21 protein-coding genes and 1 other RNA gene are annotated in these 19646 nt (G+C 68.6%); 17 read left to right on the top strand and 5 right to left on the bottom strand.

Annotation, left to right across the window (positions count from 1 at the left end; translation table 11 throughout):
* Positions 1 to 137: 137 nt before the first annotated feature.
* The 3 genes from rsgA to DQG17_RS09350 all read right to left on the bottom strand — a co-directional run bounded on the left by rsgA (position 138) and on the right by DQG17_RS09350 (position 1738).
* Complete coding sequence (rsgA, locus tag DQG17_RS09360; protein WP_116132421.1) at positions 138 to 1172, bottom strand: ribosome small subunit-dependent GTPase A; 1035 nt, start codon at positions 1170 to 1172, stop codon at positions 138 to 140.
* A gap of 155 nt (positions 1173 to 1327) precedes the next feature.
* Positions 1328 to 1426, bottom strand: an RNA gene (ffs, locus tag DQG17_RS09355) — signal recognition particle sRNA small type.
* 108 nt (positions 1427 to 1534) lie between these two features.
* A complete protein-coding gene (locus DQG17_RS09350) occupies positions 1535 to 1738 on the bottom strand; it encodes a DUF1127 domain-containing protein (protein ID WP_157973562.1) in 204 nt (67 codons plus the stop codon).
* Positions 1739 to 2079: 341 nt separating this feature from the next.
* Between DQG17_RS09350 and ruvC the strand changes: the two genes are divergently transcribed.
* The 16 genes from ruvC (at position 2080) to DQG17_RS09265 (ending at position 17762) form a co-directional block, all read left to right on the top strand.
* Positions 2080 to 2583: a crossover junction endodeoxyribonuclease RuvC gene (ruvC, locus tag DQG17_RS09345; RefSeq protein WP_116132419.1), complete on the top strand. Its 504-nt coding sequence runs from the start codon at positions 2080 to 2082 to the stop codon at positions 2581 to 2583.
* Positions 2580 to 3251: a Holliday junction branch migration protein RuvA gene (gene ruvA, locus DQG17_RS09340; RefSeq protein ID WP_116132418.1), complete on the top strand. Its 672-nt coding sequence runs from the start codon at positions 2580 to 2582 to the stop codon at positions 3249 to 3251. Before ruvC ends, ruvA begins: the two co-directional genes overlap by 4 nt.
* A 115-nt stretch (positions 3252 to 3366) precedes the next feature.
* A complete protein-coding gene (gene ruvB / locus DQG17_RS09335) occupies positions 3367 to 4398 on the top strand; it encodes a Holliday junction branch migration DNA helicase RuvB (protein WP_116132417.1) in 1032 nt (343 codons plus the stop codon).
* A 146-nt stretch (positions 4399 to 4544) separates the two neighbouring features.
* Positions 4545 to 5165, top strand: a complete 621-nt coding sequence (locus tag DQG17_RS09330; protein WP_116132416.1) for a hypothetical protein — start codon at positions 4545 to 4547, stop codon at positions 5163 to 5165.
* 55 nt (positions 5166 to 5220) lie between these two features.
* A complete protein-coding gene (locus tag DQG17_RS09325) occupies positions 5221 to 6972 on the top strand; it encodes a hypothetical protein (protein ID WP_116132415.1) in 1752 nt (583 codons plus the stop codon).
* A 55-nt stretch (positions 6973 to 7027) separates the two neighbouring features.
* On the top strand, positions 7028 to 7420 hold the full coding sequence (gene ybgC / locus DQG17_RS09320) for a tol-pal system-associated acyl-CoA thioesterase (RefSeq protein ID WP_116132414.1): 393 nt from the start codon (positions 7028 to 7030) through the stop codon (positions 7418 to 7420).
* A 230-nt stretch (positions 7421 to 7650) separates the two neighbouring features.
* Positions 7651 to 8346 (top strand): protein TolQ, encoded by a 696-nt coding sequence (gene tolQ, locus DQG17_RS09315; protein WP_116132413.1) that lies wholly within the window; start codon positions 7651 to 7653, stop codon positions 8344 to 8346.
* A gap of 3 nt (positions 8347 to 8349) precedes the next feature.
* The gene (gene tolR / locus DQG17_RS09310; protein ID WP_116132412.1) at positions 8350 to 8823 is read left to right on the top strand and encodes a protein TolR; all 474 of its coding nucleotides are present in this window, start codon (positions 8350 to 8352) and stop codon (positions 8821 to 8823) included.
* Positions 8816 to 10030, top strand: coding sequence for a hypothetical protein (locus DQG17_RS09305; RefSeq protein WP_157973561.1), 1215 nt, complete (start codon positions 8816 to 8818; stop codon positions 10028 to 10030). The genes tolR and DQG17_RS09305 overlap by 8 nt, the downstream gene beginning before the upstream one ends.
* A complete protein-coding gene (tolB, locus tag DQG17_RS09300) occupies positions 10027 to 11364 on the top strand; it encodes a Tol-Pal system beta propeller repeat protein TolB (protein WP_116132410.1) in 1338 nt (445 codons plus the stop codon). Before DQG17_RS09305 ends, tolB begins: the two co-directional genes overlap by 4 nt.
* Positions 11365 to 11445: 81 nt before the next feature.
* On the top strand, positions 11446 to 11952 hold the full coding sequence (gene pal / locus DQG17_RS09295) for a peptidoglycan-associated lipoprotein Pal (RefSeq protein WP_116132409.1): 507 nt from the start codon (positions 11446 to 11448) through the stop codon (positions 11950 to 11952).
* 10 nt (positions 11953 to 11962) lie between these two features.
* Entirely contained in the window at positions 11963 to 12820 is an 858-nt protein-coding gene (gene ybgF / locus DQG17_RS09290; protein WP_116132408.1) for a tol-pal system protein YbgF, read from the top strand.
* A 13-nt stretch (positions 12821 to 12833) separates the two neighbouring features.
* Complete coding sequence (tilS, locus tag DQG17_RS09285; RefSeq protein ID WP_232829371.1) at positions 12834 to 14156, top strand: tRNA lysidine(34) synthetase TilS; 1323 nt, start codon at positions 12834 to 12836, stop codon at positions 14154 to 14156.
* Between the two features lie 77 nt (positions 14157 to 14233).
* Positions 14234 to 16165: an ATP-dependent zinc metalloprotease FtsH gene (ftsH, locus tag DQG17_RS09280; RefSeq protein WP_116132407.1), complete on the top strand. Its 1932-nt coding sequence runs from the start codon at positions 14234 to 14236 to the stop codon at positions 16163 to 16165.
* A 330-nt stretch (positions 16166 to 16495) separates the two neighbouring features.
* Positions 16496 to 16828, top strand: coding sequence for a chorismate mutase (locus DQG17_RS09270; RefSeq protein ID WP_116132406.1), 333 nt, complete (start codon positions 16496 to 16498; stop codon positions 16826 to 16828).
* Positions 16829 to 16859: 31 nt separating this feature from the next.
* On the top strand, positions 16860 to 17762 hold the full coding sequence (locus DQG17_RS09265; RefSeq protein ID WP_116132405.1) for a bifunctional methylenetetrahydrofolate dehydrogenase/methenyltetrahydrofolate cyclohydrolase: 903 nt from the start codon (positions 16860 to 16862) through the stop codon (positions 17760 to 17762).
* Between the two features lie 36 nt (positions 17763 to 17798).
* On the opposite strand, the gene DQG17_RS09260 is transcribed toward DQG17_RS09265, so the two are convergent.
* Both DQG17_RS09260 and pdeM read right to left on the bottom strand, forming a co-directional pair.
* Positions 17799 to 18221 carry a PaaI family thioesterase gene (locus DQG17_RS09260; RefSeq protein WP_116132404.1) on the bottom strand — a complete coding sequence of 141 codons (423 nt, stop codon included), beginning with the start codon at positions 18219 to 18221 and terminating at the stop codon, positions 17799 to 17801.
* Positions 18222 to 18296: 75 nt separating this feature from the next.
* Positions 18297 to 18974 carry a ligase-associated DNA damage response endonuclease PdeM gene (pdeM, locus tag DQG17_RS09255; protein WP_116132403.1) on the bottom strand — a complete coding sequence of 226 codons (678 nt, stop codon included), beginning with the start codon at positions 18972 to 18974 and terminating at the stop codon, positions 18297 to 18299.
* 187 nt (positions 18975 to 19161) lie between these two features.
* On the opposite strand from pdeM, the gene DQG17_RS09250 reads away from it, so the two are divergent.
* Positions 19162 to 19596 (top strand): ArsC/Spx/MgsR family protein, encoded by a 435-nt coding sequence (locus DQG17_RS09250; protein ID WP_116132402.1) that lies wholly within the window; start codon positions 19162 to 19164, stop codon positions 19594 to 19596.
* The last annotated feature ends 50 nt before the right edge of the window (positions 19597 to 19646 follow it).

The raw sequence follows: 19646 nt of genomic DNA, 5'->3' as shown, positions 1-19646 counted from the left end.
TGTCGACGCCAACCTAGTGGCGGCGCCGGCAGAGGTCCACCTTTGCCATGCATCCCGGTGTCTTGTTGCGCCCGGAATGGACCGTACGGGGAGGGCCGGGCCGCACGGGTTTCCCCGCACGGCCCAAGTGTGGGCGCCTAGACCCCGCGCTTGTCGCGTCCCCGTGCCTTTCCGGTGCGATGCAGCTTTCCAAGGCTGCGGCTCCGGGCGCGGGATTCGGCAAGTGTTTCCGAGTTGCGGGCGTCCTCGCGCTGCAGCTTCTGCCAGCGGGCGATGCGGGCGGGGTCGAGCTTGCCGCTTTCGACCGCAGCGCCGATGGCGCAGCCGGGTTCGCCATCGTGGCTGCAATCGGCAAAGCGGCACTGCGCCGCAAGCTCCAGAAGTTCGGCAAAGACCGAGTCGATCCCGTCTGCGGCGTCGGTCAGCTGCAACTCGCGGATCCCGGGCGTGTCGATCAGCCAGCCGCCGGCGCGGGTGCGCCACATCGCCCGCGCGGTGGTGGTGTGGCGGCCCTTTGCGTCATCCTCGCGGATGTCCTGCGTTGCATCGGTGCGGCCGGTCAGCGCGTTCGCCAGCGTCGTCTTGCCCACCCCCGAGGAGCCGAGCAGTGCCAGCGTCTGGCCGCCCTTGCACCATGGGTCCAGCAAGGCGATCTGCTCGGGGTCGCGGGCATTGAGCGTGATCGCGGCGACCAGCGGCGACAGCGCCTCGGCCCGGTGGCGGAAATCGTCGGGATCGTCGCAGGCGTCGGCCTTGGTCAGAATTACCAGCGGCAGGCAGCCGGCGGTGGCGGCAAGCGCGAGATAACGTTCCAGCCGCGCCAGATTGAAATCGGCATTGCACGAGCTGACGATGCCCAGCGTATCGACATTGGCGGCGATCAGCTGCGGCGCCGCCCCGCTGCCGGCCGCGCGCCGCTGCAGCAGCGTCGACCGTTCGAGTAGCGTCAGCACCCGGGAGGTCTCGGGGTCGTGCAGCACCCAGTCGCCAACGGCGAAATCCCCGGTGCTGTAATGCCCGGGCACGGTCAGCGTCGCGGGGCCAGTTGCGGTCAGCGCCTCAAGCCGGTCGCGCGAGACCGCGTTGATCCGCGCAGGTACGCCGGGTTCTGCCGCGGCAGAGGAGGCGAGACGGGCCGTCCATCCTAGGTCGGCAAGAGTGAATTGGGTCAAGTCTATGTTCCCTGAACATGTCTTCGGAAACGGCCCGAGGGCCGTGAAGCGGATGTTCGGGTCGCAGGGCGGCGCCTGTTCGGCGTCTTACAGGACCTGCGCCCGGAGGGAGATGACAGTATCTGCCACGAAGGCCTCCGTTCAGGGCTGGTTCAAGGTGAGAGGCTGGACAACGACCCAAGCGGGGCTCGTTACGGCTGCTTCCTTCCGGACCTGACCGGGTTGGCGAGGTGCCTGCCCGCGCCAACCTCTCGATGCCTCAGGTAGTCGATCGGCGCGGCAATTGCAAGTTGGCGCAACGCATGGACCTTCAACAGTGGATTTCAGCCCGCCACGGGCCCGAAAGGCGACCCGACAGGCGATCAGCGGCCGCGCAGCCCGTCGTCGCCGCGCAACTCCAGCTCGCCGCGGCTCAGCCCGATGTCGGACAGTTCGGCATCGCTCAGCCGCGACAGCGCGATCCGGTTGCGGCAGCCGTCGCGCCAGCCGCAGTAGGCCGTGGTGATCGCGGCGATGGCCCGGGCAAACCGGCCCGCGACGGGATAGGTCATGTCATCGAGTGCCATCTTTCCTCCGTCCGCATCCCGGGGCGAGGCCATTGTCGCCGGGCGGCCGAATGCGCCCCGCGACAATGGCACCCAAGTGAGTCTGTCCGACAAATTTCCGCATGATCCGGGGCGGAAAGCAATTTCTCCTGTGCGAAAACGTCACGTTTTCGTCGCTTTCCCGCCTCTGCAAGCGCTGCGGCCACAGCCTTGGACCACGGCGCCGCGTTTCCACGACCTCGACCCCCTGTGACAGGCCAAGCTTTCTGTGACAGGCCAAGCTTTGTCTGGCCGATGTTCCCTTTTCGTGCTAACCGGAATGCCAACGACAGCAACGACCCTATCGGCAGAATGGCAGCAATATGCGTGTGATCGGGATCGACCCCGGGCTTCGGACCACCGGCTGGGGCATGATCGATGTGCAGGGCGCGCGGATCTCGCACGTTGCAAATGGCCTGTGCCGGTCCGAGGGCGACGACCTGGGGGGGCGGCTGCTGTCGCTGTTCGATCAACTGACCGAGGTCGTCACCCGCTTTCGCCCCGAAAGTGCCGCCGTCGAACAGACCTTCGTCAACCGCGACGGGGCAGGGACGCTGAAGCTCGGCCAGGCCCGCGGCATTGCCATGCTGGTGCCGGCGCGCGCCGGGCTGGCGGTCGGGGAATACGCCCCGAACGCGGTCAAGAAGGCGATCGTCGGGGTCGGGCACGCCGAAAAGCACCAGATCGCCCACATGATCGGCATCCATTTCCCGGGCGTGGCCCTTGCCGGTCCCGATGCGGCCGATGCGCTCGCCATCGCGATCTGCCACGCCCATCACCAGCAGACCGCGGGCCGGCTGCAACAGGCGATTGCGAGGGGCCGATGATCGGGCGGCTTGCCGGACGGCTGGCCCACCGCGGCCCCGACCACGTGCTGATCGACGTCGGCGGCGTCGGCTATATCGTCCATGTCTCGGACCGCACCCTGATGTCCCTGCCGCCGGTGGGCGAGTTCACGGCCCTCTACACTGAACTTCTGGTGCGCGAGGATCTGCTGCAACTGTTCGGCTTCCCCTCGATGCAGGAGAAGGAATGGCACCGCCTGCTGACCTCGGTTCAGGGGATCGGTGCCAAGGCAAGCATGGCGATCCTCGGCGCGCTCGGGGCCGAGGGCGTCGCCCGCGCCATCGCGCTCGGCGACTGGTCGGCGATCCGCGCAGCCCCGGGGGTCGGCCCGAAACTGGCCCAGCGGGTGACACTGGAGTTGAAGGACAAGGCGCCGGTGGCCATGGCGCTCGCCGGTGCCTTCGGCCCGGTCGCCGATCCGACCGCGCCCACGGGCGACGCGGCCGCAGCCACCCCTGTCCGCGCGAACGTCACCCCTCCGCCCTTCGCCGCGGCCGCCCAGTCCGAGGCCTTGTCCGCGCTCTCGAACCTTGGCTATCAGCCGGGCGAGGCCGCCGGTGCGGTCGCCCGCGCCCAGGCCGACTTGCCCGAGGCCGATACTGCCGGCCTCATTCGCGCCGCCCTGAAGCTTCTCGCGCCGAAGGGATGACCGTGCCCCGCAACCTTCTTCTGTTCCAAAATATCCTCGGGGGGCGCGCCCTTGGGCGCGGGGGGCAGACAGCCCCCCTCCGCCGCCCGCCGCCTCGCGCGGCCCGGGGGCACCGATGACCGATCCCGACCCGATCCTGCGCCCCGATCCCCAGCCCGGCGAGGCCGGCGAAGACCGCGCCCTGCGGCCCCAGGTGCTCAACGAGTTCATCGGACAGGCAGAGGCGCGCGCCAATCTGGCGGTCTTCGTCGAATCTGCCCGCCTGCGTGGCGAAGCGATGGACCACACGCTGTTTCATGGCCCTCCGGGGCTTGGCAAGACCACGCTCGCCCAGATCATCGCCCGCGAACTCGGGGTGAACTTCCGCATGACCTCGGGGCCGGTGCTGGTGCGTCCCGGCGATCTTGCCGCGATCCTGACCAATCTCGACCGGCGCGACGTGCTGTTCATCGACGAGATCCACCGCCTGAACCCGGTGGTCGAAGAGGTTCTCTATCCCGCGCTCGAGGATTTCGAGCTCGATCTGGTGATCGGCGAGGGGCCGGCCGCCCGCACCGTGCGGATCGAGCTGCAGCCCTTCACGCTGGTCGGCGCGACCACGCGGCTTGGCCTCCTGACGACACCGCTGCGCGACCGCTTCGGCATCCCGGTCCGGCTGCAATTCTATACGCTTGCCGAACTCCACGAGATCGTCACCCGCAATGCCCGCCTGCTCGGCATCCCCTGCGAGCCCGACGGCGCGCGCGAGATTGCGGCCCGCGCCCGCGGCACACCGCGGATCGCCGGCCGGCTGTTGCGCCGCGTGGTCGATTTCGCGCTGGTCGAGGGCGACGGCCGGCTGACCCGCGAACTGGCCGACAGCGCTCTGACCCGGCTCGGGGTCGACCGGCTTGGCCTCGACGGCGCCGACCGGCGTTATCTGCGGCTGATCGCCGAAAGCTATGGCGGCGGTCCGGTGGGGGTCGAAACCCTCTCGGCCGCACTCTCCGAAAGCCGCGATGCGCTCGAGGAGGTGATCGAGCCGTTTCTGTTGCAGCAGGGGATGATCCAGCGCACGCCGCGCGGCCGGATGCTGGCCGCCCGCGCCTGGAGCCACCTTGGCCTCGCGCCGCCCGCCGGGCCGGGGCAGGGCGCGCTGTTCGACTGACGGCTCCGCGTACTGCGCCACTCTCCGCACTGGCCGCGCCCGCCGGATACGCATCTCATTGCAGGAATCGCCGCCAGGGTTCTGGACATGCCCGGCACGCTGTGGTGCAGGGACCCCCGAAATCGCGCTGAACGACCGGAGGGGCCATGACGCCGGAGCAGATCGAAACCTTGTTCACCCGATCGGACGGGTCCTACCTCTGCGCCCGCTGGGGCCGGCCGATCGTGCCGGTGGTCTTCGGGGTCGAGGATGCGACGCTGGGGATCGTGAAAGGCGCCTGCGAGGCGGTGGCGGCGTTGGCGGGCCACCCGATGGCCGAGACCGACCCCGAGCTTGGCGCCAACCTGATGGTCTTCTTCCTGCGCGACTGGCAGGAGCTGCTCGGCGTGCCCGACCTCGACCGGCTGCTGCCGGATCTGGCGGGGCTGGTTGCGCGGCTGAGCTCTGCCCAGGCCAACCAGTACCGGGCGTTCCGGTTCGAACCCGATGGCTCGATCCGGGCCTCCATCGTGCTGCTGCGGATGGATGCGGCACTTTCGGCGCAACCGGCCGAGGATCTGGCGCTCGGCCAGTTGGCACAGGTCATCCTGCTCTGGTCCGACACCGGCCTTGCCGGCCGCGCGACGCTCGCCCGCACGCCCGAGGGCCACACGATCCTGCACCCCGACATCGCCGGGGTGATCCGCGCCGCCTACGATCCCGCCCTGCCATCGGTCGCCCGCGACCCGAGCCACGCGCTGCGCCTCGCCGCCCGCCTCGTCACCTGAGCGCCATTGCACCGCGCGCGAAATCGCTCCAGCCTGCCGTCAGGAGTGACCCGTTATGAGTGATCCGTTTCCGCACCCCAAGGCCCCGCCCCGCAAGCTGACGGACTTCGGTGCCCTGAGCCGCGCCGAAGTGTTGCTGCGCGACGGCATTGGCAGCGGCGAAGTTGTGGTCGTGAGCGACGGCCGCCCCGGCCCCGACGCCGGGGAGGCGGTACAGGTGCGCGCCAGCTTCCTGCGCTACCTCCTCCTCGGCGGCTGCGCGGGGCTGCCGGCGCCGGTGCATGAAAACGGGGTAGCGCTATACGGGGGGCGAATTACCGGCACGTTGGATTTGGAAGGCTGCGATCCCGGGGGCAACCTTACGCTGCTTTCTTGCCATTTTGACGCCGCCCCGATCCTCCGGGATGCCCGCTTGGGAAATCTGCGTCTGGGTGCCTGCTATCTGCCCGGTCTTCTGGCAGACCGTTTATTGCTTGGCGGAAACGCGGTGCTGAACTACAGCAAGGTCGAGGGGAAAGTGTGCCTTTCGGGCGCAAAACTTGGCGGCGACCTCTCCTTCATCGGCGTGGAGTTGTCGGCTTTGACGGCCGACATTGCGCTATCCGCGGACCGGCTTTCGGCGGGCGGCTACGCGTTCCTGAACTACCTGAAGTCCAGCGGGGAAGTAAGCCTTATGGGCGTTAAACTGGGCGGTGACCTTTCCTGCACCAACGCGGTGCTGATGGCCGGAGAGAACGGCTATGCGTTTTCCGCAGATGGGCTCTCGGCTGCGGGAACTGTCTTTCTGGACAATCTGATGGCGCTAGGGGAAGTTCGCCTGCCAAGCGTGAAACTGGGCGGCAACCTCAACTGTGTCGGCGCAGGGATTTCGGCCGGGAGGAGCGGCAGGGCGTTTTACGCGGACGGAATTTCGGTAACCGGCGTCTTGGTTCTCCAATCCTGCCGGATCATGGGGGATGTCTCGCTTTCGGCGGCACAGGTTGGGGCACTTTGCGATGATCTGGATTCTTGGCCGAAGGGCGGTCTAGTTCTCGACCGCTTCACCTATGGCGCCATTTTGGGTACCGGGACGCGGACCGATGCGGAGGCGCGCATAGAATGGCTGAAGCGCCAGCGCGCGGTCGATCTGCCCACCGAGTTCAAGCCGCAGCCCTGGGAGCAATGCGCGAAGGTGCTGCGCGAGATGGGCCACGCCGACGACGCGCGCGAGGTACTGATCGCGAAGGAGACGCTGCAGCGTAAGGCGGCGCGAAGGCAGCTGCGCGGCTGGCGGTGGAGCCTTGGACCGCTGCTGAGGCTGCGGGATTTCGTTCTGAACATCACGGTTCGCTATGGGCATCGGCCGCTGCTGGCCTTTCTCTGGCTGTTTGGCTTCTGGCTGGCCGGCATAGTGGTGTTTCAGTTGGCCTGGGACGCTGGACAGTTCAAGCCGAATAGTGCCGTCGTCTTGCGGTCGCCGGAATGGGTGCTGTGCGGACAGCCCGAGGGCACTCTGGTGCCGCTGGCCGGGGCGGGCCAGAGATCCGGTCTGGCCCGGCCGACGGCGGACGGGCCGCAAAGCCAGCTCGACTGTTTCCTCGAGCGGCCGGAGGCGCTGCGCTATCCGAGGTTCCATGCGCTGGTCTATTCCGCCGACACGCTGTTGCCGATCGTCGCGCTCGAGATGCAGGAATTCTGGATCCCGGATGAGGGCGCCGGGGGCTGGGGCGCGTTTGCGCGATCCTTCCTGTGGGTTCAGATCATCGTCGGCTGGGCGCTGTCCTTGCTGGCGGTTGCCGGATTCTCGGGCCTGATCAAGTCGGACTGAGGGTTGCGGGGGCTGGCCATTGGGCATAGCCCGGCGGCAGATCGAGGAACACGCCATGCCCCATCTTCACACCCTGCGCGTCTACTATGAGGACACCGACATGGCGGGGATCGTCTATTACGCCAACTACCTGAAGTTCATCGAACGTGGCCGGACCGAATGGGTGCGGGCGCGCGGCCTGCACCAGCAGGCGCTGAAGGCCGAGCGCGGGATCGTCTTTGCCGTGCGGCGGGTGACGGCGGAATACCTCGCCTCGGCCCGGCTCGACGACCTGCTGACGGTCGAGACCGCTCTGACCGATCTGCGCGGGGCGAGCTTCGTGATGGCGCAAAAGGTGCTGCGCGGCGCGCAGACCCTGTTCGAGGCCGAGGTGACGCTGGTCACGATGACGGCCGAGGGCCGGGCGGTGCGCGTGCCGGCCGATATCCGGGCGCTGATCGCGGGCTGAGTGCTGCCGTCCAGCCCGGATGCCGCGACGCCTGAAGCCCTGTCCGCGGCAGCCCCGCCCGCCTGAAGGTGCGACGGCGGCGGAGAACCGCGCAGGGCGCCATCGCGGCTGTGCGCTTTCCTGTTCCCCCGTCACGGCATCGTGTTGGCTTTGCCCTTCACTCGGAGTACGGTCTGAGCCATGCAGCGGCGCCGATAGAGCGCATAACCCGAGCATCACCGAGCAGGCTAATGGACCCCGCATCCCTTCCCATGGCGCAGGACGTCGACTTTTCCGTGCTGGCGCTGTTCGCCCGCGCGACCATTACCGTGAAGCTGGTGATGTTCATGCTGATCCTGGCCTCGTTCTGGTCCTGGGCGATCATCATCCAGAAACATATCGGTTTCCGCCGGGTGCGGGCTGAATCGGAGGCCTTCGACCGCGCCTTCTGGTCGGGAGAGCCGCTCGACGAGCTGTTCGAACAGATCGGGCCGGACCCGTCGGGCGCCTCCGAACGGATCTTTGCCGCCGGCATGACCGAATGGCGCCGGTCGCATCGCGACGACGGCGATCTGATCCCCGGTGCACCGGCGCGGATCGACCGGTCGATGGACGTGGCGATCGCCAAGCAGGCCGACAAGCTGAACCGCGGCATCGGATTTCTTGCGACCGTGGGGTCGACCGCGCCGTTCATCGGGCTGTTCGGCACCGTCTGGGGGATCAAGAATGCCTTCGAGCAGATCGCGGCCGCGCAGAACACCAACCTTGCCGTGGTCGCGCCCGGCATCGCCGAGGCGCTGATTGCCACCGCACTCGGCCTGCTGGCGGCAATCCCGGCGGTGATCTTCTATAACAAGCTGTCGGCGGACAGCGACCGAATCGTCGGCGGCTACGAGAGCTTTGCCGACGAATTCGCCACGATCCTGTCGCGGCAACTGGACAGCTGAGCCATGGGCGGAGGCGGGGCCAGACACGAGGGGCGGGAGCCGCGGCGGGGCCGCCGCCGGCGGCGCCCTGCGGCAATGTCCGAAATCAACGTCACGCCGATGGTGGACGTCATGCTGGTGCTGCTGATCATCTTCATGGTCGCGGCGCCGCTGATGACCGTGGGCGTTCCGGTGAAGCTGCCCGAGACCGCCGCGCAACCGCTGCCGACCGAACAGGAAGAGCCGCTGGTCGTCACCCTGACCGGCGACGGGCGGGTTGCGATCATGACGACCGAGGTGCCCGAGGGCGAGCTGGTCAGCCGGCTGCGCGCGGTCGCGGCCGAGCGTGACGGCAACCGGATCTTCCTGCGCGCCGACGGCGCCATCCCCTATGCCCGCGTCATGCAGGTGATGGGCGCGCTGAACGCGGGCGGGTTCAACAACATCGGATTGGTGACCGATCCGGGTGGTCCCACGCTCGACGGCGGGGATGGTTAGCGGGATTCAGATGAACACCGGGGTCAAGATCTCCGGTGCCGCCCATCTGGGCCTGATCCTGTGGCTTCTGGTCGGCGGGTTGTTTTCGTTCGATCGTTCGCAACCGATGCAGGTCGCGGACGTGACGCTCGTCACCAGCGACGAACTTTCCGCGATCATGGGCGGTGGTGGCAAGGTGCCCGAGATCTCCGAGGCGCTGGCAGCCCCTGCCGCGCCCGATGTTGCCGACACCCCGGCGCTGCCCGCCCCCGACCGCGCCCCGCCCGCAAGCCCTCGCCCCGAAAGTGCGGCGGCCGTCGCCCCCGAGGCGGGACCCGAGGTCGAGCCCGCGCCGCAGACCCCGGTGGCCGAGGTCGAATCGCGCGCGCCCGTCGCCCCGGCCGCCCCCGATGTGCCCGATGGCACGGTGGCGGTGCTGGCGCCCGAAAACGCGCCCGCGCCGCGCCAGGCACCGCGTGTCGCACCGCGTGCGGCCGAACAGCCAGACCCGGAGGCCGTGACCGCCGATGAGCTGCGTCAGGCGGCGCGGCCCGAGGAAAGCCTCGCGTCGCTCGCTCCGGTCGAGCCGCAGGAGGCGACGGCCCCCGAAGCGGCCACGACCGAGATCATCACCGAGGCGACGCGCGAGGCCGGCGGCACGGTACTGGGCCTTGCCCCCAGCGGCTCGCCCCGTCCGGCGGCCAAGCCTGCCCGGCCGCAGGCCCCGGCGCCGCAGCCGACATCGCCTGCGACCGAACCCGCCCGCGCGCAGTCCACGGCGACCGAGGCTCCGTCCACCAAGCCGGCCGACCCGGCCGCCGATGCAATCGCCGCCGCAGTCGCGGCCGCCATGGCGGACGGCACCGCGGCCAGTGGCGCAGGCTCTGCCGCCGACGCGCCGGTCGGCCCGCCGCTGACCGCGGGCGAGAAGGATGCGCTGCGGCTTGCGGTGCAGAATTGCTGGGTGGTCGATGTCGGGTCGGAATCGGCCGCCGTCACCGTTACGGTGGCGATGGAGATGCAGGAGGACGGCCGGGTGATAAGCAACAGCATCCGCATGATCGAGGCGACGCCGGGCAGCGACGGCGCGGTGCGCGCCGCGTTCGATTCCGCCCGCCGGGCAATCCTGCGCTGTCAGAAGGATGGGTATCCGTTGCCGCGGGACAAGTTTGGCCAGTGGCAGCGGATCGAGATGGTATTCAATCCCGAGAGGATGCGAATCAGATGATGAGTTTCAGACCCCTTGCGCTCGCCGCGGCCGCCGCCCTGGCCCTTGCGGGACTGTTGCCTGCGCCGGCGGCACAGGCACAGAGCCCGCTCAGGATCGAGATCACCGAAGGCGTCATCGAACCGCTGCCGTTCGCGATCCCGGCCTTCGTGCCGCTCGACGCAGGTGCGGCATCGGCAGCGGCCGAGATTACCCGGGTGATCTCCGCCGATCTCACTGGCACCGGTTTGTTCCGCGAGATCCCGGCCTCGGCCCATATCGCGCGGGTCACGAGTTTCGACAGCCCGGTCAGCTTTGCCGACTGGAAGGCGATCAACGCCCAGGCGCTGATCGTCGGCGCGGTCGGGTCGGCCGGGGACGGCAAGCTGGTGGTCAAGTTCCGGCTCTATGACGTGTTCTCGGGCGCCGAGATGGGCGAGGGGCTGCAATTGTCGGGCTCTGCCAAATCCATGCGCCGGCTGGGCCACAAGGTGGCCGATCAGGTCTATTCCCGGATCACCGGCGAGGGCGGCTATTTCGACAGCCGCGTGGTCTTTGTCCACGAAGAGGGGCCGAAGGATGCCCGCGCCAAGCGGCTCGCCGTGATGGATTACGACGGGGCGAACCTGCGCTATCTGACCGATGCGTCCTCGCTGGTGCTGGCGCCGCGGTTCTCGCCCACCGGCGACCGGGTGCTGTTCACCAGCTATGCGACCGGCGTGCCCGAGATCTATCTGTTGCGGCTTGACGATCCGCGCCCCCAGAGGGTGACGCAGGGCCAGGGCAGCATGACCTTCTCGCCGCGGTTCTCGCCCGACGGCCAGTCGATCGTGTTTTCCGACAGCCGCGGCGGAAATACCGACATCTACCTGATGCGCCAGGGGTCCTCGCCAGTCCGGCTGACCGATACGCCCGCGATCGAAACCGCGCCGAGCTTTTCGCCCGATGGCCGCCAGATCGTGTTCGAATCCGACCGCTCCGGCACCCAGCAGCTTTATATCATGCCGGCATCGGGCGGTTCTGCGCAGCGGATCAGCTTTGGCGCCGGGCGCTATGGCACCCCCGTGTGGTCGCCGCGCGGCGACATGATTGCCTTCACCAAACAGAACGAGGGCCGGTTCCACATCGGGGTGATGCGCACCGACGGCTCCGAGGAGCGGTTGCTGACCGCCTCGTTCCTTGACGAGGGGCCGACCTGGGCGCCGAACGGCCGGGTGATCATGTTCACCCGTCAAGGGGCCGGGGCGAGCGCGCAGCCCGCGCTCTATTCGGTCGACATCTCGGGGCGCAACCTGCGCAAGGTGCCGACGCCGGGGTCGGCCTCGGATCCGGCCTGGTCGCCGCTGTTGCCCTGAGGCGGCGGCGATTGCGGGGCGTTTCCATGTCGCCCGCAGAATGCTAGGACAGCGCCAGAAACCGACAGGAGCAGATCGGGCATGAAAAAGACGGCAGTCACGGCGGCTCTTATGGTCGCCATCCTCGGACTTTCGGCCTGTAACAATCCCAACCGCTATGGCGCGGGCGGGGCTGGTGCGGGCGCTGGTGCAGGCTATGGAAGCGGAGCGTCGAACCCGGCCTCGCCCGAGTATTTCCGCGCAACGGTGGGCGAAACGGTGTTGTTCCCGGTCGATCAGTCGTCGCTGACCGAGGCGGCGCGCAGCACGCTGAACGGACAGGCGGTCTGGCTGAACCAGAACACCCGCTACGGCGCCCGGATCGAGGGGCACGCCGACGAGCAGGGAACGCGGGAATACAACCTCGCGCTGGGGGCAAGGCGCGCCAATGCGGTTCAGGAGTACCTGATTTCGCGCGGCGTTGCGGGCAACCGGCTGAGCACCGTGTCTTATGGCAAGGAACGTCCGATCGCGATCTGTTCCGAGGAATCCTGCTATGCCAGGAACCGCCGGGCCGTGACCGCGCTGCAGGGCGCGGTGGGCAGCTGAGGAGAGCGTGATGCGCGCAGTTCGGAGCAGAGTTTTCGGTGGATTGGGTCTTGGCCTGGGCTTCGGTCTGGGGCTGGCCCTTGCGCTGCCGTCGGTGGCCGCGGCGCAGGCCGATCCGCAGACGCTGGCCGATATCCGGCAGGACCTGACGGTGCTTTACGGCCAGATCCAGGGGTTGAAGCATGAGCTTTCCACTACCTCCGGCCCGACGGCGCCGGTCGAGGCGCGCTCGGTGCTCGACCGGGTCGACGCGATCGAGGCCGAACTGCAGCGGCTGACCGCCAAGACCGAGGAACTGGGCAACCGGGTTTCGGTGGTGGTCAAGGACGGCACCAACCGGATCGGGGATCTGGAGTTCCGGCTGTGCGAGCTGGAACCGGGCTGCGATGTCGGCAAGCTGGGCGATACTCCGACGCTCGGTGGCGGCACGATGCCGCAGGCACCGGTGGCGGCGCGCCCGGCGACGAAGCCGCAGGTGCAGATGGCAGTGGGCGAACAGGCAGATTTCGATCGAGCGAAGGCGGCGCTCGATTCCGGCAGCTTTCGCGCCGCCGCGGATCAGTTTGCGGCCTTTGCCGAGACCTATCCGGCCGGCCCGCTGACGGCGCCTGCGCATGTGATGCGCGGCGAGGCTCTCGCCGGGCTTGGCGAGACACCGGATGCGGCGAAAGCCTATCTGCACGCGTTCTCGGCCGATCCGAAGGGTCCCGAGGCGCCGAAGGCGCTGCTGAGGCTCGGCCAGAGTCTGGGCGATCTGGGTCAGACCGACGAAGCCTGCGTGACCCTCGACGAGGTCGGTGTCCGGTTTCCCGGCACGCCCGCCGCCGGCGAGGCACAAAGCTCGCGCACCAGGCTCGGCTGCCCCTGAGCGGGCAAGAGGGGTGACGCTCGAGGATCATTTCGCGGGCCGGATGGCGGCGCTCCCGGGCAATCCGCCCACCTCTCTGGGTGTTGCCGTCTCGGGCGGAGGCGATTCGACGGCGCTCATGCATCTCGCGGCCGGATGGGCCCGGGACCGCGGCGTACGGCTTCATATTGCCACAGTCGATCACGGGTTGCGCACCGGCTCGGCTGCCGAAGCGCGCGGTGTTGCCGCCGCCGCGGACGCGCTGGGGCTGTCGCACACCGTCTTGCGGTGGACGGGCTGGGACCATCGCGGCAATCTGCAGGATGCCGCGCGACGCGCCCGGCGACAGCTGCTGTGGGACTGGAGCCTCGGCAAGGTCGACCACATCCTGATGGGTCACACCATGGACGATCAGGCCGAGACGGTGCTGCGCAACCTTGCCCGCGGGTCCGGCGTTGCCGGGCTGTCGGGAATGGCCGAACTGTCCCGGCTGACGCCCCCCGAGACGGCGGCGCAACCGTCGCCCGCGACGGCGCCCGCCGCCGCTTTGCCCTGGCACGCCCCGTGGCTGTTTCGCCCGCTGCTGGGGATCCGCCGCGCCGCGCTGCGCGACTGGCTAAGCGCGCGCGGCATCGACTGGTGCGAGGATCCCTCGAACGACGATCCGCGGTTCGACCGGGTGCGCGCGCGTCAGGCGCTGGCCACCGGCGCCGCGCTTGGCCTGACGGTCGAGGGGCTGGCAGCCACCGCGGGCCGCATGGCGCGGGCGCGCGAGGCGCTTGACAGGCGGGCAGCCGAGGCGGCGCCGGGCCTGTCACGGGTCGAACGCGGCGACGTGCTGTTCGACCGCGCGGGCCTCAGGGCGCTTGATGCCGAGACCCGGCTGCACTTGATCGCGCAGGCTCTGCGCTGGGTCGCCTCGGCCGAACACCGGCCGCGGACCGCGCCGCTCGAGCAGGTAAGTGCGGACGCGCTCGATGGCCGCGCCGGCACGTTGCATGGCTGTACCATCGCCCCCGAAGCGGCCGGGATCCGGATTGCGCGGGAACCGAAGGCGGTTGCGTCGCTGCGCACCCGGGCAGACCGCGGCGCGATCTGGGACCGGCGCTGGCGGCTCGACAGCGACGGCTTCGCGGAAATGGAAATTGGCGCCGTGATGCCCGAGACGATTGCCGACATGGACGACTGGCCTGCGACCGCGCCGCGCCGACGGCGTCTTGCGGGATATCCGGCGATCTTTCACGGGGCGCGGCTGGTCGCGTTGCCGGGGATCTGGGGGCCGCCCTGCACGATCACACTGGCCCCGCCGCTCGGCGGATTTCCCGACTCTTTGACACTCGTGATGTTATCGCATTGAACACCGGGCACGATACTCTATTTTAGAGAGAACCCGGTCGGCGCCTGTCGCCGACCCGACTGAGGAGTCTTACCCCCGTGGGAAATGCCCGTAACATCGCCTTCTGGGTCGTGCTGTTTTTGCTGATCCTTGCCCTATTCAACCTGTTCAGCGGCGGGCAGAACACGATGGCCAGCCGAACGGTGAGCTATTCCGAGTTTCTGAACCAGGTTGATGCCGGTGAAATCTCGTCAGTCACGATCGATGGCGAACGGGTCAAGATCCGCGGCAGCGACGGCACGATGTATTCAACCGTCCTTCCGGCAGGCGTCGACATCACCGACCGTCTGATCGCCAAGGATGTCTCGGTCACCGCCGAGGCCCAGCAACAGAACGGGTTGATCGCCTATATCGGCACGCTTCTGCCCTTCGTCATCCTGATCGGGATCTGGATCTTCCTGATGAACCGGATGCAGGGCGGTGGCCGCGGTGGCGCCATGGGCTTTGGCAAATCGAAGGCCAAGCTCTTGACCGAAAAGCAGGGCAGGGTAACCTTCGACGATGTCGCCGGCATCGACGAGGCCAAGGAAGAACTCGAGGAAATCGTCGAGTTCCTGAGGAACCCGCAGAAATTCAGCCGTCTCGGCGGCAAGATCCCCAAGGGCGCGCTGCTGGTTGGCCCTCCGGGTACCGGCAAGACGCTGCTGGCGCGCGCGATTGCGGGCGAGGCGGGGGTTCCGTTCTTCACGATTTCGGGATCCGACTTCGTCGAGATGTTCGTCGGCGTCGGCGCGTCCCGTGTGCGCGACATGTTCGAGCAGGCCAAGAAGAACGCGCCCTGCATCGTGTTCATCGACGAAATCGACGCCGTCGGCCGCTCGCGCGGTGTCGGTTACGGCGGCGGCAACGACGAACGCGAACAGACCTTGAACCAGCTTCTGGTCGAGATGGACGGCTTCGAGGCCAACGAGGGCATCATCATCATCGCGGCCACCAACCGCCCCGATGTGCTCGATCCCGCGCTGCTGCGCCCGGGCCGGTTCGACCGCCAGATCCAGGTGCCGAACCCCGACATCAAGGGCCGCGAAAAGATCCTGTCGGTTCATGCCCGCAAGGTGCCGCTGGGTCCCGATGTCGATCTGCGCATCATCGCGCGCGGTACGCCCGGCTTTTCGGGTGCGGACCTTGCGAACCTGGTGAACGAGGCGGCGCTGACGGCGGCGCGCGTCGGCCGGCGGTTCGTGACCATGGAAGATTTCGAGAACGCCAAGGACAAGGTCATGATGGGCGCCGAGCGCCGGTCGATGGTCATGACCGAGGACGAAAAGAAGCTGACCGCCTATCACGAGGCCGGCCATGCCGTCGTCGGGCTGAACGTGCCGCAGCATGATCCGATCCACAAGGCGACGATCATTCCGCGCGGCCGGGCTTTGGGCCTTGTCATGTCGCTGCCCGAACGCGACCAGTTGTCGGTGACCTACACCAAGTACAAGTCGAAAATCGCCATGGCGATGGGCGGCCGGGTTGCCGAGGAACTGATCTTCGGCAAGGAAAACGTGACCAGCGGCGCCGCGTCGGACATCCAGCAGGTCAGCAAGATCGCCCGTGCGATGGTGACCCAGTTCGGCATGTCGGACGAGCTTGGCTATATCGACTATGCCAACGAGCAGCAAAGCTATCTCGGGGCCTACAACAACCCCACCAATGCCTCGCCCGAGACGCAGGAGCGGATCGACGAGGAAGTGCGGCGGCTGGTCGATGAGGGTTACGAGACCGCCAAGCGCATCCTGACCGAAAAGAACGAGGATCTGCGGCGGCTGGCCGAGGGTCTGCTGGAATACGAGACCCTGACCGGAGCCGAGATCACCCGGGTGATCAACGGTGAGCCGCTTGGCCGTGGCGACAGTGACAACGACACGCCCGACAGCGGCGGCGGGCGTCCCTCGCTGACCGCGATCCCGAAGACCAAGACCAAGCCCGCCAAGGGCGAGCCGGCAGATGCCGGACTCGAACCGGATCCGACGGTCTGAGCGGCACGTCGACTGCAAGCGATTGGAACCCCGAAGCCTACCTCAGGTTTCGGGGTTTTCGTTTGCGCCCGGCGCTCGATCTGCTTGGCGCGATCCCCGGGCTTCCCGGCGGCGACAGCGTCGATCTGGGTGCGGGACGGGCGCGCTTGCGCCGCCGCTTGCGGCGCGGGTTCCCGGACGCAGGCGGCTGTTCTTCACGCTGCAACGGGATTGAGGCGGCGCGCCTCTGTCGACAGTCTTTGACCCCCAAGGCAGAGGGGATGGTCCGGGGGTTGCCGCGGCCGGCCAGAAGTATATGGGTTTCCGCGACCGAATTTGCCGGAGTGCCCGATGACCAGACGCCCGCCCGAAAGCTGCGAGACCATGGCCGAACTGCGTGCCCAGATCGACGCGCTGGACGAGGTGCTGGTGACGCTTTTGGCCGAGCGGGCGCGCCATATCGACCGGGCGGCGCAGATCAAGGCGGGCGCCGGCCTGCCGGCACGGATCGAGGCGCGGGTCGAGGAAGTGGTGGCGCATGTCCGCGGCAAGGCCGCCGAGACCGGTCTCGACGCCGACCTGGCCGAGGGTCTGTGGCGCGCGATGATCGAATGGTCGATTGCGCGCGAGGCACGATTGCTGGGCGAGGCCGTCGAGGGCGGCGGCACCGGGGCGGCCGGCTGAGATTGGATTTCAGGCAAGCGAGGGGATAGCGATGGCTGCGCGTATTATCGACGGAAAGGCCTTTGCCGAGGGGCTGCGGGGCAGGGTGGCAGATCACGTGGCGCGTCTGGCGGCCGATCACGGGCTGGTGCCGGGACTGGCGGTGGTTCTGGTGGGCGAGGATCCGGCAAGCGAGGTCTATGTCCGCAACAAGGGCCGGCAGACCCGCGAGGCGGGGATGCTGTCGGTCGAGCACAAGCTGCCGGCGGACACCAGCGAGGCGGCGCTGCTGGCGCTGATCGCCGAGCTGAACGCCGATGCGCGGATCCACGGGATTCTGGTGCAACTGCCGCTGCCCGGTCATATCCGCAGCGACCTGGTGATCGAGGCCATCGACCCGGCCAAGGATGTGGACGGGTTCACGATCGCGAACGTGGGGCGGCTGGCGACCGGGCAGAAGGCGATGGTGCCCTGCACGCCGCTTGGCTGCCTGCTGATGCTGCGGGCCGAACTCGGGACCCTGTCGGGGCGCGACGCCGTGGTGGTCGGGCGTTCGAACATCGTCGGAAAACCGATGGCGCAACTGCTGCTGGGGGAAAGCTGCACGGTGACGGTGGCCCATTCGCGGACCCGCGATCTGGCCGGGGTGGTCGGGCGCGCTGATATCGTGGTCGCGGCCGTGGGCCGGCCGCAGATGATCCCGGGCGGATGGATCAAACCCGGCGCGACGGTGATCGACGTCGGGATCAACCGGATTCCGGCGCCCGAAAAGGGCGCGGGCAAGACAAGGCTGGTGGGCGATGTCGATTTTGCCAGCGCGGTCGAGGTTGCGGGCGCGATCACGCCGGTGCCGGGCGGGGTCGGGCCGATGACCATCGCCTGTCTGCTGGCCAACACGGTCACGGCCTGCTGCCGCGCCAATGGATTGCCGGAGCCCGAGGGGCTTTCCGCTTAAGTCGACCCGTCAGCCTGCCGGGCGCTCCCGCCCCCTTCAGGCCGGGATCATCGTGCCTTGCAGCAGCGCGATCAGCTTTCGGCTGCCGTCGCGAATGGCCTCGACCTCGGCGCTGACCACGACAAGGCGGCGGCCGGGCTTGACCACCCTGCCGGTGGCAACCAGCCGCTCGCCGATTGCCGGGGCGAGCAGGTTGATCTTCAGCTCGACGCTGAGCACCTCGGCCTCGGGCGGCATCAGGCTGAGTGCTGCATAGCCGGCGGCGGTATCGCCAAGCGCGAAGGTCAGCCCGGCGTGGCCATAGCCGTGCTGCTGGCGTGCGCAGGGCAGGATCGGGGCCTCGATCTCGACAAGTCCGGGCGCGATCCGGGTCAGGCTGGCGCCGAAGGTCTGCATCAGCGACTGCGCGGCAAAGCTGTCGCGGATCCGGGTGGCGTCAAAGGCGGGGTCTGCGGACATCGGGCTCCTCCTGGCTTGGGCGAGCCTGCCATGGCGGTTGCGGCCTCGGCAATCGCGACGTGGCGGCGCGGGCGCTCAGCCCGCATCGGCGGTCCGCAGCGGGATGCAGGCGGCGGTCGGGCCGGTCAGGATCGCGACCGCGCCGGGGCCGAACAACGCCCGCAGCGCCGGGGTGCGGCAGTCGAGCCCGCCGGTATAGGTCCCGAAGGCGGGCAGGATCAGCCGGATGCCATCGGTCAGAAAGCACGGCCTGCGGATACCGCCGCCACGCGCGCCAAGCCCGGCCTTGGGGTGATAGTGACCCGAGACCTCTCCGGGTGCCGCGTCGGGCCGGGCGATATGGCGAAAGCTGAGCGGGCCGAGCACAAGCTCGCTCAGGTGCTGCCCCGGCAGGTCGGTCGGGGCGGGGTCGTGGTTGCCCTCGATCCAGCTCCAGCGGCGCCCTGCCATCGCCCGGTCCAGCCGCAGGCGAAGTTCCGGGGCCAGATCCGCGGCGGCCTCGAGATCGTCGAAGCTGTCGCCAAGGCAGATCACCTGCGTAGGCTCGGTCGCCTGAACCGCCGCCTCGAGCCGGGCAAGGGTGTCGAGCGCATCGAAGGGCGGCAGCAGCGGCGCGCCCCGACGGGCGAGGCGGCCCGATTTTCCAAAGTGCAGGTCGGAGACGCAGAGCAGCCCCTGCGCCGGCCAGTAAAGCGCGCCGGAGGGCAGGGCATGCAGCGTCTCGCCGTTGAACCGGAAGCTGTGGGTGTTCATGCTGCGTTCTTTCGCCCGGCTGTGGAACGGTTGCAAGGGGCGATGCGCATCTGGGCCGTCATGCAAGCGTCCCTCCGCGGCCGGTTGGCACGGGCAGGGCGGTGGTTGCGGAGGGCGCCGGGCGCTGTAGGCTTGCGGGCAAGGCGCCAAGGCGCGTTGCCGGGGCAAAGTGCAGGGGACCGAAAAAATGGCGACGGTGATCTTTCACGAAAAACCCGGCTGCATCGGCAACGCCCGGCAGAAGGCGCTGCTGGTCCGTTCGGGCCACAGGCTCGATGTCCGCAATCTGTTGACCGAACCCTGGACGGCCGAGCGGCTGCGCCCCTATTTCGGCACAAGGCCGGTCGCGGAGTGGTTCAATGCCAGTGCGCCGCGTATCAAGTCGGGCGAGGTCCGGCCCGAGGTGCTGAGCGAGGCCGAGGCACTGGCGCTGATGCTGGCGGAACCCTTGCTGATCCGCCGTCCGCTGATGCAGGTCGGCACGCGGCGCGAGGCGGGGTTCGATCAGGCACTGGTCGCGGCGTGGATCGGTCTGGCCCCGACCGAGGCGCCGGTGACCGATGCCTGCCCGCGCAGCGACACCGCGGCGGAGGCGCGTGAGGGGGACCGGCCCGCCGGGTGACGTTCCACGCCGCGGCCTGTCCTGCCCCAAGGGCCTCGACCGACCGCAGG

The sequence above is a fragment of the Tropicimonas sp. IMCC34043 genome, from assembly GCF_003390845.1.
Lineage (GTDB): Bacteria > Pseudomonadota > Alphaproteobacteria > Rhodobacterales > Rhodobacteraceae > Tropicimonas.
This window is presented reverse-complemented; position numbering and strand designations above follow the sequence as displayed.